Origin of the sequence: Bacillus sp. FSL R7-0166 (assembly GCF_038008935.1) — a bacterium.
GTDB classification, from domain to species: Bacteria; Bacillota; Bacilli; order Bacillales; family Bacillaceae; genus Bacillus; species Bacillus altitudinis.
Window position 1 is genome coordinate 2,132,204 of record NZ_JBBPAC010000001.1, and the last position, 13,229, is coordinate 2,145,432.

The following is a 13,229-nucleotide window of genomic DNA, read 5'->3' on the forward strand; positions in this document are numbered from 1 at the left end:
AAAATGTACATACATTCTCGGTTTTTACAACAATGCTACGAATAAAGTGAGGTACTTTTCGTGAATACAGAAACTAACTATCCAAAAGCAGTCATTGTCATCTTTGGCGCAACAGGAGACCTTGCAAAACGCAAGCTCTACCCTTCTATACATAGACTTTATCATAGCGGAAAGCTTGGAGATCAATTCGCTGTTGTAGGTGTTGGACGTCGTCCTTGGTCTCATGAAGACCTAAGAGCTGTGGTAAAAGAATCGGTCTCTTCTGATGATGCAGAAGCAAAAGCAGAGGAATTTATTTCTCATTTCTATTACCATGATTTTGATGTTTCAAGTCCCGCTTCCTATCAAGCACTGAACACACTTCTTTCTGGTCTTGAAGATACATACAGTATCCCGAATAACCGGATGTTCTATTTAGCGATGGCACCAGAATTCTTCGGAACCATTGCGAAGTTTTTAAAAAGTGAAGGCGTATCAGAAACGACTGGATGGTCTCGACTTGTTATTGAAAAACCGTTTGGTCATGACCTGCCTAGTGCCAAAACATTAAATGAAGAGATCCGAGATGCATTTACAGAGGATCAAATTTATCGTATTGACCACTATCTTGGTAAACAGATGGTGCAAAACATTGAGGTAATTCGTTTTGCGAATGCGATCTTTGAACCGCTTTGGACAAACCGCTATATCTCAAACATTCAAATCACATCGAGTGAATCATTAGGTGTCGAAGACCGTGCGAGATATTACGAGAGTTCTGGTGCACTGAGAGATATGGTCCAAAACCATATGCTTCAAATGGTTGCACTGCTAGCCATGGAGCCACCGATTAAGCTCAATACAGAGGAAATCCGTAGCGAAAAACGGAAAGCATTGCGTGCGCTTCGTCCATTCTCGAAAGATGAAGTGGATCAATTCTTTGTCCGCGGACAATATGATGCAGGAACGATTGATGGCAATATGGTTCCTTCCTATCTTGAAGAGCAAAATGTGGACCCAAACTCCAACACAGAAACATTCGTTGCAGGAAAACTTCTCATCGATAACTTCAGATGGGCCGGGGTACCATTTTACATTCGTACAGGAAAACGTCTAGAAAAAAAATCCACTCAAATCGTGGTGCAATTTAAAGACATTCCGATGAACCTGTACTACGGAAACGGGAATTCCATGCATCCAAACTTACTTGTGATTCACATTCAGCCAGACGAAGGCATCACCCTTCACCTGAATGCTCGCAAGCTTGATGGCGGAACGTATGCTAAACCAATTAAGCTTGACTATCAAACAAATTACAACGACATCATGAATACACCAGAAGCGTATGAAAAGCTAATTCATGACTGTTTGCTAGGTGACGCAACAAACTTTGCCCACTGGGATGAAGTAGCACTGTCTTGGAACTTTGTTGATCCAATTTCAGAAAAATGGGCTGAAACCAAAACGTTAAAACCAAATTATCCTGCTGGTTCTATGGGACCAAAAGAAGCAGATCAGCTTCTTGAAAAAGATGGATATCACTGGTGGAATATATAAAATCAACAAAAAAAGAGCAGTCTCCCGATTGAGGGGGTTCTGCTCTTTTTTTAAAGTCGTGTTTTCGTAATTTCAACTGTTGAAAAATCAAATTTATCATAGCGATGATGGCTAAAAGAATATTCAAACGGCCGGCCTGTGTTTAAATAAGCCACCTGCTCCACTTCTAGCACCGGATCCGAAGGGTCACAGCCTAAATATTGCTGATCAAGCTGATCTGATTTAGCCGCTCTAATTTTTTTGTGCGCTCCTGCTACTTTTAATTGCAGTGTGTTTGTAATGTAGCTATAGATGGAACCCAATAAAACCTCTTCATCTATTCCCTTAATGACATTGACAGGCATAAAGGTTTTTTCTAATACATATGGCTCTTCTTCCACCAAACGAAGCCGAATAATGTCATAGACGGGTGTGCTTGAGTCAATGGATAAATGAGCTGCCACCTCTTCACTTGGAAAATGCACATCAAAGCGAATGATTTGGCTCGTCACGTTTTTATCTGCCATCACTTTCGTGAACCCTTTATTTTCATGACCTGATACGTTGATCGCACCTTGATTTAGTGCTGCCTTCACAATAAATGTGCCATGACCTCTTTTTCTAAAGAGCAGACCTTCCGCCACTAAAAGATCGAGCGCACGCTTCATCGTCATTCTGCTGCATTTAAATTCAGCGGCAAGCGAGTTTTCATCTGGAATGGGTTGATCTTCTGGATAATATGCTGTTCCTATTCTTTTTCTAATTTCTTCTGAAATGAGTTCGTACTTTGTCATCTCACACCACCAACTGACTTGTTTTTTCATATCCTATTATAGCGCTTTCTAGCCTTCCTCTCATTCTACACTAAGCCTAGTGCGCTTAAAAGGTTCGAGCCACTTTCATTTCAACCCTTTCATCTTTACATAAGAAAAATACTTGCCCTTTTCAAGGAAAGAGCAAGTATCTTGATTAGAAACCATTATTCTCTGAAACCGATTGAAACCAATAGCCACTTTTTTTGATGGTACGTTTCCCGTCATTCTCAAGGTCCACTGAGACAAATCCATAGCGATTTTTATAGGCATTCGACCATGACCAATTATCCATAAACGTCCACAGATGATAGCCTTTTACATGACTTCCTTCTTGAATGGCTTGATGCACCCATTTAAGATGCTCAGAAATAAAATCAATGCGGTAATCGTCATGAATCATTCCTTCTTCATCCTGAAACCGCTCTTCTCCTTCGACACCCATTCCATTTTCAGAAATAAAGCATTCAATATTCCCATAGTCTGTCTGGACTTTTTTCAATATATCGTAAATACCCTTTTCATAGATTTCCCAGCCGCGGTACACATTCATTTTTCTGCCCGGCATTTCAAAAGAATCAAAATAATGATCTGGCATAAATGGTGCATCAGGGTGAGGCATATGTTCCTTTGCTTTCACTCTTCTTGGCTGATAATAGTTGATGCCGAGAAGGTCGATCGTGTTCTCTTGAATGAGTTCAAGGTCTCCTTCCTCCATAGCCGGCATCAATCCTTCTTTCTTTAACACGTCCACTAGCTTTTCAGGGAAATGTCCTTTCACTGCTGGATCTAGGAAGGACCGGTTAAAGAAGGCGTCAGCCATCTCAGCTGCTTCGACATCCCGCGGATTCTGGCTTCGTGGATACGAAGGAGTAAGGTTCAGGATAATGCCTATTTTCCCATCCTGCTTCATCTCTTTATAAGCCGCAATGGCCTTAGCATTTGATAAAATCTCATGAAATCCAACTTGCACTGCCTTTTGGAAATCAACTTCGTTTGGATAATGGAAGCTATACATATATCCACCCTCTACAGGGACAATCGGCTCGTTATGGGTAAACCATTTTTTCACCCGGTCGCCAAATAGCTGAAAACACAATGTCGCATAGCTGACATAATCGTCTACAACCTGCCTGTTTACCCATCCTCCCGTCTCCTGAAGCGCCATTGGCATATCAAAATGATACAAGTTCACAAACGGTTCAATGTCATTCGCTATCAGTTCATTGATCACATCATTGTAAAAAGCCACAGCTTCTTCATTAACAGCCCCTTTTCCCTCAGGTAAAAGGCGTGACCATGAAATAGATAGACGAAACGAGTTGTGCCCAATCTCCTTCATGAGGCGGATATCCTCTTTGTATTTACGATAAAATTGTGAGGTTACACCTGGACCGACGCCCTGAAAAAAACGATTCGGCTCTTTTTCAAACCAGTGATCCCAAATGTTCGGTCCCTTTCCATCTCCTGGATAACTGCCTTCTGTTTGCGTAGCAGAGGCAGAAGATCCCCACCAGAAACCTTCTGGAAATGTATATGATTGACTGTTAGTTTCCATCGACATGTATTGAGTCTCCTTCACCTTTGATGTTTGTTTGTTTCGTTTTTTCTGTCGTGACTATTTTTTCATTTTTCACATTCATACGATCAATAAATTTTAGGAACGGGAACCAAATGACAAACACAATCATTAAATTAAACAGCTGAAGCAGACCGCCCGCTAATGAATTTGTTGCCATGACTCCGCTAATAAAGATCGGTACTGTCCAAGGTATATTCACGCCTGTCGGAGGCGGCACAATACCTGCGGCCATCGCAAAATAAGAAATACAAGTAATCACCATTGGCGCCAAAATCCATGGAATGAGAATAAGCGGGTTCATCACAATCGGTAAACCGAAGATAATGGGTTCATTGACGTTAAATAAACCTGGTCCTAAGCCGAGCTTTGCTACTTGTTTCAATTGCTTACTTTTAAGAAAAATTAAAATCGTGAACACAACAGCTAGCGTCATACCGGTTCCACCCATACCCACTGTATAGATTTCGATAAACTGCTTGCTGATGATGTTCGGAACCTCACCTGTTTTTGTGTAGCTTTCTAGATTTTGAATGGACAATGTATTCCAAATCGGGTCCATGACAGAGTTGATAATAATTTGGCCGTGGAGCCCAAAGAACCAAAGAATTTGTATAAAGAAAATAGCGATCAAGGTCGGAATGATACCGCTCCCAAGTCCGACAAGCGGCGCCTGAATCGCATTGTAAATCAAGTCATGCATGTTGGTTTTGAACCCTTGTGTAATGATGATATTGATCAGTAAAAAGGTTGTAAGTGTCAAAGTAGCCGGGATAAGTGCAGCAAAAGACTTAGAAACAGCTGGCGGAACCCCTTGCGGCATATTGATGACAAATTTCTTTTGGACAAAATAGCGATAAATTTCAGCTGACAAAAAGCCTGTGATCATTCCAAGGAACATTCCCTTTGCGCCTAAACGATCGACTGGGATGACGCCTGCAATGGATGCACCGCCCTCTTGTTCTAGTAAAAATGGCGTAAGGAGCAGGAAAGAGGCTAAAGCGATCACACCGCCAAAGACAGCTTCCACATCATAGCTTTTCGATAAATAGTAGCCAATCCCAAATACAACAAACACACTCATAATGCTGATGGTCGCACTAGGTGCAATATTCAGTGCAGACTGAACACCTTCCAGTGCTGTTTGACTCATGATCTTATCTAAAAATGGCAAATTCATTAATACGACCATGATGGAACCAAAAATTGTTAATGGGAACGCAAGCATAAAGGCATCCCTTAATACCCCTAGATAGCGATTGTTGTTCAATCTCCCAGCAATCGGAACCAAAATCGCACTTATTTTATCAAACATTGGTTTCCCCCCTTGTTTACACCCTTTATTGTTTCAGTGATTGCAATATCGGTAAGAGCTCTCCCACAAGCTCTTTTATTGTCATCGTTGACATGAAATGATCTTCGGCATGCATGAGCAGCAAGGAGAATGAAATCGTTTCTCCGCTTGCCTCTTGCTGTACCATTTGAAAATGGATATCATGTGCATTCCGCAAATCATCTTCCGCTTCTTTGAGAAGGTCAGATGCTACTGTTTCATGACCTTCTCTAAATTGTTTAAGAGATTGAAGCAATTTGCTTCGTGCATTTCCGCTGTGTAAGATCAATTGAAAACTGATTTGTTCTTCCGTGAGTCCTTCGAGCGTTTTCTTTTCCATCCTTTAAGATTCCCCCATCAATGAAACCGCTTGTTCATACGCTTTTTGTCCATCTGCTAGCCCATACGCCTGCATATCGATGACCTCTACTTCAATCCCATATTTTTGAGCTTCTTTTTGAAGATCCCCTTTTAAAAAGCTCATTTGCGGTCCAATTAATACAACATCGGCATGTGCCATTTCTTTTCTCGCTTGGTCTTGTCCGACTGCCCAAATCTCTGCTTCTTCCCCTATAGACTCAGCATGTGCTTTCATCTTTGTGACTAGTAAACTCGTAGACATACCTGAACTGCATGCTAATAAAATACGTTTCATTTCTCTCACCCCATTGTTGTAATAAAAGCGCTTCCAGTTAATATTATATATTTTTATTTTTAAATGTCTAGACATTTAATTATATATGTCTGTATTTTATTTTAAAAATGACCGTATCAATACTCACAACAAGCTTTCAGAACAAAAAAGATCTCATCCAGATATGAACGAGACACCCTTTTCTTTTAAAAAATACTCTCCGAATGAACCATAAAGTAGCTTCTTCTTCTGAAGACAGTCTTTGAGAACTTTGTTAAAATAAGTGCGAATGACTTAGCTCATTCAAAAACCCAATTTTTCATCCCATAAATCATGAGAAGTAACTGCCCAGAGATGGAAACAGTTTCTATTCCCACTCAATTTGATGGATAGGTAAACGTCTTTTGCTGCTACTTTTCGAATCTATTCTTATCTTTGCAATCAAAGGGAGTCGATATCATGGCAGTCACTCATTTGTGTGAAGCCTGTAAAAGAAACGAGATTGATGTTGTAAAAATTTCTGATGAACCAGCTCAGCCTTATCGTTTATGCAATGATTGTCACAGGCGGCTCTTAACCTATTCTTTACGGCCAATTGAATGGTATCACTTAGCGATCATCCACTCTCCAAAGAAATTTTTATTGCACGATGATTTTTATGAAGAAGACGGAGAGGCTTGTCAGCCAGAAGAAGATGTATTGGTCACAGCAGAAGAGAAAATACCCACATTACAAGCGGTTCAACATGATTTGGAGTCTTTATTAGATTTCTCAATCACAAGATGGTTTCTTCAATACGATGTCATCAATGCCCTGAAAAAACACGATACACAAAAAATGTTGATGTCTGTAAAAGCTAGATTTTATGGAACGGAAAATCATGAAGTCAAATCAAGAATGCTGGAGATCGCAGCTGATGTTTTAGGTACTGCAACTTCGGATTGGGTAAGAGAGCTTTGGGAGAATGATGCCGATAAATTTTTTCATCCGCTTTCTTGGGCAGCAGCCAGTAGTTTACCAGCCGAGGAAGGAATGAGACGTATTTTTGATCAATTGAAATGTGTAAGTGAAAAGGAATTGCCAATGATGGCTCTCTCCAGCCTATATCGTTTCCGTTCACATCACATACTTGATTGGATGGAGTCTCATTGCTCCTCTTTTAACGACAGTTGGGGCAGGTTGGCATCAGCATGCTTTCCAACATGGCTCAGAATGAAATCTTGGCTAAACCAAGGAAGACCTTTCAGTTTAATTGCACTCGATACAATGGCGAACTGTCTAGCAGTTAAAAACGATCCATTTATCGAGGAGTTATCACCTAAAATACTTCGTACAGATATCAATGAAATAGAACCCATTTTATATGATTATCTTCAAAAAGATGGCGTTCCTCGTGTCAAAACGAAAGTAGGCATCATCGTGAAGAACAAAGAAGCCATATTTAAAAAAGGCGAATAAATGGATAAAAGCGTGTGCAATGTTTATGCTCACGCTTTTCACTAGCATGACAACATACTAGATCATAATTTGATGTTGTGTTATCCTCTGAGCCCAGCCCGTGATCAACATATGCACGATTATCCTTTTCCTGCTTGGAATCCCGGGTACTTGGTCATACCGCCGTCTACATATAACGTCAACCCTGTCACATAGCTCGCTTCTTTTGATGCAAGCCAGACAGCACATGCTGCCACTTCTTCAGGCTTTCCGATATAGCCAATTGGTATCAGCTCAATGACGCCCTTTTTCAATGCTGGATCATTAAATTTTTCGGCATTGATGGGGGTATCAATTGCACCTGGTGCAATACTGTTTACACGGATTTTTTTAGGGGCATATTCTAGTGCCAGCGTTTCTGTCAAAAGCTTGGCGCCTCCTTTACTTGCTGCATAATGGACAAAATGAGGCCACGGAATTTGCTGATGGACCGACGACATATTAATAATCGACCCCTCGATCCCGTGTTCTGTCATATACTTTAATGCATCACGGCACCCTAAAAACATACCTGTTAAATTGGTGGACATCACTTTGTTCCAGTTATCTAGCGTCATTTCAGTTGAAGGAACTTCATTTTCAATTCCTGCATTATTGATCATGACATCAAGACTGCCATATGTATCAACAGCTTGATTAATCATCGCCTTCATATCCTCTTCTTTTGATACATCCCCTTGAATTTTCACAGCCTGTCCGCCACTTTTTTGAATCTCAGCAATCGTGTCGTCCGGGTTTTCTTTATCTGAGAAATAATTGATCACTACATTGGCTTTTTCTTGTCCAAACCGGCGCGCCATCGCCTGACCTATCCCTGTACCTGCTCCTGTGATGAGAACTGTTTTTCCTTCCAAATCTGGATACATTCGCTTAAAACCTCCTATTTTGTAAAACCTAGTAGCACACCACCTGCGATAATCATCAAGCAGCCTGCAATGACAAAGCTTGTTTTAGATGCTTTCTCTTTTAATAAATAAATACCGCCTAAAGTCGAGATGACAATTCCTGTTTGAGACATGGAAAAACTTACTGCTACGCCAATGAGTGGAATCGCCAAAAGAAGCCCTAGATTTCCTGTCGACCACACAAGACCAGCAATGATATTTCTGAACGTATATTTGCTAAACGGGTCTTGCTTTAGACTAATCGCTAACGATGAAAGCAGCATGCCGACAGATTGCGGAACGAGCGCAGACCAGCCATCTATATGAAACCATCTTAAAATGACGACGTATCCGACGTAGCCTACGGTTGAGATGAGCAAAATGATGATTCCCTTTTTAAAATTGCCGCCTTCGTTCCCGCCACTCTTTTTTTGACCGAGGGATGTCATGACAACGCCAGCAATAATAAATAAAATGGCACAAGAACCAATAAGTATGACCGTCATGGTCTGCCATTCTTTGAAGACAATGACACCAAATAATGTCGTGCTCACAAGCTGCATACCCGTTGATAAAGGAACAGCCTTTGACACCCCTAGAAAGGCGACACTTGAAAGCTGATTCATTTGCCCAATACTCCAAAAGATCCCAGAGATAACGGAAACCGCAAAAATAAGCGGTGTCAGTTCCGGCATTTTGATCAAATAGGCGCCGATTGAAAACAAAAAAGCGCCGAGGGTAATGCCGAGTGTTTGCTGATAGGCATTCCCGCCAAGTTTGACACTGATGAGAACAATACTTCCCCAAAATATCGCTGGGAGAAGTGCATATAAAATGCCCACTTCTATCCCTACTTTCTGTTCTTTTTTACTTAGCATCCCTCTTTTTCGGATTTTTAGCCGAATAGATGTAAACACAAAAAAGACCTTACCAAAGGTAAGGTCTTTTGAGGTTTTATACTTATTTCATCCATTCAGTATGGAAGACGCCTTCTTTATCTGTGCGCTCATACGTATGTGCGCCGAAGTAGTCACGCTGTGCTTGAATTAAGTTAGCTGGAAGGACAGCTGTACGATAGCTATCAAAGTAAGCTAGTGCACTTGAGAATGAAGGAACAGGAACACCTTGTTCTACTGCAAGTGAAATCACTTTACGAAGTGATGATTGATAGCTTTCTACGATATCCTTGAAGTAAGGATCAAGCAATAGGTTTTTCAATTCAGGGTTACGGTCATATGCTTCTTTGATTTGCTGCAGGAAGGCTGCACGAATGATACATCCACCACGGAAGATCATCGCAATTTCACCGTATTTCAAATCCCAGTTATACTCATCAGACGCTGCTTTCATTTGCGCAAAACCTTGTGCATATGAGCAGATTTTACTCATGAATAGGGCTTTTCTAACCGCTTCGATCAGCTCTTGTTTATTCTCTGCTGATTGCGCTGGCTTAGGGCCTTCAATTAATTGACTTGCTTCAACACGCTCATCTTTCATTGCTGAAATGTAACGCGCGAAAACAGATTCAGTAATGATTGGAAGCGGAACACCTAGATCAAGAGAGCTTTGGCTCGTCCATTTCCCAGTTCCTTTTTGTCCAGCTTTATCTAAGATCACATCCACAAGCGGCTGATTTGTTTCTTCATCCACTTTTGTGAAAATGTCAGCTGTAATTTCAATTAAATAGCTGTCAAGTTCGCCTTTATTCCACTCTGAGAATACTTCATGAAGCTCCTCTGCTGACAATCCTGCCACATGCTTCAAGATAAAGTATGATTCAGAGATCAATTGCATGTCTCCGTACTCGATACCGTTATGAACCATTTTGACATAATGTCCTGCTCCATCTGGACCGATATACGTTGTACAAGGCTCACCATCTACTTTCGCAGAGATGGCTTCTAAAATTGGTTTCACTAGCTCGTGCGCTTCTTTTTGACCGCCAGGCATGATAGAAGGACCTTTAAGTGCGCCTTCTTCACCGCCAGAAACACCTGTACCAATGAAGTGAATACCACTTTCCGCAAGCTCTTGGTTACGTCTTTGTGTATCCTTGTAATATGTATTTCCACCATCAATTAAAATGTCACCTTTCTCTAGGTGAGGCAGTAATGATTGAATGGTTGCATCTGTTGCTGCACCCGCTTTTACCATTAAAAGAATTTTACGCGGCGTTTCAAGCGATTGAACAAATTCTTCAATGCTGTATGTGCCTACAACGTTTTTCCCTTGTGATTCTTGAAGAAACTCTTCTGTTTTGCTGCTAGATCTGTTATAAACGGACACGGAGAAACCGCGGCTTTCAATATTTAGGGCAAGATTTTTCCCCATAACGGCTAGTCCAACGACACCGATTTGTTGTTTTGACATAATTCTGACGTCCCTTCTAACACACTATATTGATTACTGCTGAAATGATGTACCCTTTGAAATTACCACAACATCACCTCTTTTATCAAGTTTTCAGGCTAGTCATTTCCTCTTTCGTCCTGAAAAAAGTCTTTATTAAAACTTGTACCACTTGTTTTGCTCTCTTTTTCCTTAATGGTTACTCCTCTTTGGATGAGTGGTTTACCGTATTTTTCTTTCAGTCCGTCTAAAAGAGATTGGAGCGGTTCGTCTTTTGCATCTTCTGTATAAGAGAATAAATCAAGTTGCTTGACAGCTGATTTTCGTTCCACAAGATCGGTCCCCGTCACACCTAAAAGTCTTACAGGCTGGTCATTCCAATGCTTTAGGAATAGCTGCTTTGCCGCCTCAAATAGATCTTCATTTCGATCAGTTGGATTCGTGAGTGTGACGCTCCGTGTGATATTTTTCCAGCTTGCATACCGAATCATAATGAGCAACCGGTTTGCCATCACTTCTTTTCTTCGTAATCTGGCACTCACCGATTGCGACAGTTTCTCTATTAATGAGACGAGTTCATCTGTATCATCAGAATCGTGAGGAAGAGTGGAAGAATTGCCGACAGATTTAAATTCGTATATTCTTTCTGGGTCGACAATGCCGTCATGCTCTCCGTTTGCTTTTTGCTTTAACCTCGGTCCATTGATGCCTAATAACTCTTTCAGCGCATATTCATTCGCTTTTGCTAAATCTTCAATAGTATGAATTCCGATGGTTTTCAGCTTATCTGCCGTTTTCTGTCCAACCCCATGCATGTCACCTGCAGGGAGCGGCCAGAGCATTGTCGGGACATCTCGTTTACGCAAAATGGTAATGCCCATTGGCTTTTTCCAATTAGACGCCATCTTCGCTAGAAATTTATTTGGTGCAATGCCAATACTCGATGGAAGCATGAGCTCTTCTACGAGCCTCGTTTGAATATCATGAGCGGTTTTCACGGCATGCTCAGCATAAGGGGTATCGGTTAAATCAATATAGCCTTCATCAATTGAAACGGGTTCAACTAAGTCACTATATTCTCTTAGTATGGTAAACATCTCTTGTGAGGAGCTGCGGTACCGGTCGAAGTTGGGTGTACGCACAATCAGTCCCGGACATAGCCGCTTCGCTTCCCAGAGTGGCATCGGCGGCTTCACCCCGAGTGCTCTTGCCTCGTAGCTGCAAGTCACAACTATCCCTTTGCGCTCTTTTGCATTTCCGCTAATGGCTAAAGGTTTCCCTCTCAAAGAAGGATCATACGCCATTTCTACCGATGCATAAAAACTATTCATATCAATATGAAAAATGATTCGCCCCTTCTTTTGAGAATCAGCCATTTGCTTGCCTCCTTAGGTGATCTACTTTCCTTCACTTCACCGTGATTTCACCTGTTTGTTCCATTAGACATTTCATATGGTGTATAGTACACTGTGAGTAATGAAATGGATGTGATAATCATGATTATTGATACATTCAATGAAGTCTTTTTCCTTGTTGAATTCTTTACGATTATTCTTCCAGCGCTGACCGCCATCGGTATTGCTTTCTTATTAAAAGACTGCCGAATGAACGAGCACCTCGGAGGACATCGTTTAGAAGAGTTGGATGCATCTTGTTTGAATCGAACAGACTTTCTGTTTATCATATATGATCGCATTACAACTTGGATTAGTAAAGTCATTCGAATGAAAAGATCATCAAATGATGATGAAGACCATTCGCTTCCTCTCTCTTATTAGATTTTATTATTGAGGAGGAAATGAATTGAAACGTTTATTGACAATTTGTACGACTTTATTTTTTATGATGGTAGCGTCACCGGCATTTGCTGCCAGTGCGCAAACAAATACAAGCTCTGATGGGTTTTTCCATCATTATTTTGTTCAGCCTTTTTCTGAGTTGATTATCTGGCTTGCGAACTTTTTCCATGATGACTACGGTTTATCTATTATGTTCGTGACATTGATTGTCCGGCTGCTTATTTTCCCGCTTTTTGCAAACCAATTTAAAAAGCAGAGAGTGATGCAAGAGAAAATGGCACTCGTTAAACCTCAGATTGACCAAATACAAAGCAAATTAAAGAAAACGAAAGAACCTGAAAAACAAAAAGAACTGCAAATGGAAATGATGAAAGTATATAAAGACAACAATGTGAACCCGCTGGCAATGGGCTGTCTGCCGATGCTGATTCAAATTCCAATTGTTCTTGGCTTTTACTCGGCAATCCGCTCAACACCTGAGATCGCAACACATTCGTTCTTATGGTTTAACTTAGGACAAACTGATCTTTTGGTGGCGATCTTTGCAGGAGCCATGTATTTCTTGCAATTTTATGTCACACAAAAATTCGCAAAGCAATCAGGCACCCAAACAGAAGCTGCACTGAAACAAGCAAAAATCATGGGCATGATTTTCCCAGTCATGATGCTGTTTCTATCAATTAATGCTCCCGCTGCTCTTCCTTTATATTGGATGACAAGTGGACTTTTACTCACCATTCAAACGATTATTTTAAATGTGATGTACCAAAAATCAAAAACAAAAGCTGCGGCAAACGATTCAATTAACCCAGCAGCTGAATAAATTA

13 protein-coding genes are annotated in these 13,229 nt (G+C 40.9%); 4 read left to right on the forward strand and 9 right to left on the reverse strand.

What is annotated here, in order from left to right:
• The first annotated feature begins 60 nt into the window (after positions 1-60).
• Positions 61-1,536: a glucose-6-phosphate dehydrogenase gene (gene zwf / locus NST01_RS10915; RefSeq protein ID WP_008342269.1), complete on the forward strand. Its 1,476-nt coding sequence runs from the start codon at positions 61-63 to the stop codon at positions 1,534-1,536.
• A 50-nt stretch (positions 1,537-1,586) separates the two neighbouring features.
• Here the strand turns inward: zwf and NST01_RS10920 are convergent, their stop codons facing one another.
• The 5 genes from NST01_RS10920 to NST01_RS10940 all read right to left on the reverse strand — a co-directional run bounded on the left by NST01_RS10920 (position 1,587) and on the right by NST01_RS10940 (position 5,894).
• A complete protein-coding gene (locus tag NST01_RS10920) occupies positions 1,587-2,309 on the reverse strand; it encodes a GntR family transcriptional regulator (protein WP_326115718.1) in 723 nt (240 codons plus the stop codon).
• A 175-nt stretch (positions 2,310-2,484) separates the two neighbouring features.
• Positions 2,485-3,891 (reverse strand): glycoside hydrolase family 1 protein, encoded by a 1,407-nt coding sequence (locus NST01_RS10925; protein ID WP_138826037.1) that lies wholly within the window; start codon positions 3,889-3,891, stop codon positions 2,485-2,487.
• The gene (gene celB, locus NST01_RS10930) at positions 3,875-5,221 is read right to left on the reverse strand and encodes a PTS cellobiose transporter subunit IIC (protein ID WP_007501108.1); all 1,347 of its coding nucleotides are present in this window, start codon (positions 5,219-5,221) and stop codon (positions 3,875-3,877) included. Before celB ends, NST01_RS10925 begins: the two co-directional genes overlap by 17 nt.
• A gap of 25 nt (positions 5,222-5,246) precedes the next feature.
• Complete coding sequence (locus NST01_RS10935; RefSeq protein WP_017357943.1) at positions 5,247-5,579, reverse strand: PTS lactose/cellobiose transporter subunit IIA; 333 nt, start codon at positions 5,577-5,579, stop codon at positions 5,247-5,249.
• Positions 5,580-5,582: 3 nt separating this feature from the next.
• Positions 5,583-5,894 carry a PTS sugar transporter subunit IIB gene (locus tag NST01_RS10940; protein WP_008342261.1) on the reverse strand — a complete coding sequence of 104 codons (312 nt, stop codon included), beginning with the start codon at positions 5,892-5,894 and terminating at the stop codon, positions 5,583-5,585.
• Between the two features lie 438 nt (positions 5,895-6,332).
• Between NST01_RS10940 and NST01_RS10945 the strand changes: the two genes are divergently transcribed.
• Positions 6,333-7,331: a hypothetical protein gene (locus NST01_RS10945; protein ID WP_341041928.1), complete on the forward strand. Its 999-nt coding sequence runs from the start codon at positions 6,333-6,335 to the stop codon at positions 7,329-7,331.
• 119 nt (positions 7,332-7,450) lie between these two features.
• On the opposite strand, the gene NST01_RS10950 is transcribed toward NST01_RS10945, so the two are convergent.
• The 4 genes from NST01_RS10950 to NST01_RS10965 all read right to left on the reverse strand — a co-directional run bounded on the left by NST01_RS10950 (position 7,451) and on the right by NST01_RS10965 (position 11,979).
• Positions 7,451-8,236, reverse strand: coding sequence for an SDR family oxidoreductase (locus NST01_RS10950; RefSeq protein ID WP_056705213.1), 786 nt, complete (start codon positions 8,234-8,236; stop codon positions 7,451-7,453).
• Positions 8,237-8,250: 14 nt separating this feature from the next.
• Positions 8,251-9,096 (reverse strand): GRP family sugar transporter, encoded by an 846-nt coding sequence (locus NST01_RS10955; RefSeq protein WP_024718904.1) that lies wholly within the window; start codon positions 9,094-9,096, stop codon positions 8,251-8,253.
• Between the two features lie 118 nt (positions 9,097-9,214).
• Entirely contained in the window at positions 9,215-10,624 is a 1,410-nt protein-coding gene (gene gndA / locus NST01_RS10960; protein ID WP_017357947.1) for an NADP-dependent phosphogluconate dehydrogenase, read from the reverse strand.
• 98 nt (positions 10,625-10,722) lie between these two features.
• A complete protein-coding gene (locus NST01_RS10965; RefSeq protein ID WP_216099380.1) occupies positions 10,723-11,979 on the reverse strand; it encodes a DNA polymerase IV in 1,257 nt (418 codons plus the stop codon).
• 120 nt (positions 11,980-12,099) lie between these two features.
• Between NST01_RS10965 and NST01_RS10970 the strand changes: the two genes are divergently transcribed.
• Both NST01_RS10970 and NST01_RS10975 read left to right on the forward strand, forming a co-directional pair.
• Positions 12,100-12,381: a hypothetical protein gene (locus tag NST01_RS10970; RefSeq protein ID WP_008342247.1), complete on the forward strand. Its 282-nt coding sequence runs from the start codon at positions 12,100-12,102 to the stop codon at positions 12,379-12,381.
• A gap of 25 nt (positions 12,382-12,406) precedes the next feature.
• The gene (locus NST01_RS10975; RefSeq protein ID WP_024718902.1) at positions 12,407-13,225 is read left to right on the forward strand and encodes a membrane protein insertase YidC; all 819 of its coding nucleotides are present in this window, start codon (positions 12,407-12,409) and stop codon (positions 13,223-13,225) included.
• The last annotated feature ends 4 nt before the right edge of the window (positions 13,226-13,229 follow it).

Coding starts and splice junctions, on each gene's coding strand:
- NST01_RS10920 (WP_326115718.1), bottom strand. CDS start 2,309: ATGACAAAGTACGAACTCATTTCAGAAGAAATTAGAAAAAGAATAGGA.
- celB (WP_007501108.1), bottom strand. CDS start 5,221: ATGTTTGATAAAATAAGTGCGATTTTGGTTCCGATTGCTGGGAGATTG.
- NST01_RS10970 (WP_008342247.1), top strand. CDS start 12,100: ATGATTATTGATACATTCAATGAAGTCTTTTTCCTTGTTGAATTCTTT.
- NST01_RS10950 (WP_056705213.1), bottom strand. CDS start 8,236: ATGTATCCAGATTTGGAAGGAAAAACAGTTCTCATCACAGGAGCAGGT.
- NST01_RS10925 (WP_138826037.1), bottom strand. CDS start 3,891: ATGTCGATGGAAACTAACAGTCAATCATATACATTTCCAGAAGGTTTC.
- NST01_RS10945 (WP_341041928.1), top strand. CDS start 6,333: ATGGCAGTCACTCATTTGTGTGAAGCCTGTAAAAGAAACGAGATTGAT.
- gndA (WP_017357947.1), bottom strand. CDS start 10,624: ATGTCAAAACAACAAATCGGTGTCGTTGGACTAGCCGTTATGGGGAAA.
- NST01_RS10940 (WP_008342261.1), bottom strand. CDS start 5,894: ATGAAACGTATTTTATTAGCATGCAGTTCAGGTATGTCTACGAGTTTA.
- NST01_RS10965 (WP_216099380.1), bottom strand. CDS start 11,979: ATGGCTGATTCTCAAAAGAAGGGGCGAATCATTTTTCATATTGATATG.
- NST01_RS10935 (WP_017357943.1), bottom strand. CDS start 5,579: ATGGAAAAGAAAACGCTCGAAGGACTCACGGAAGAACAAATCAGTTTT.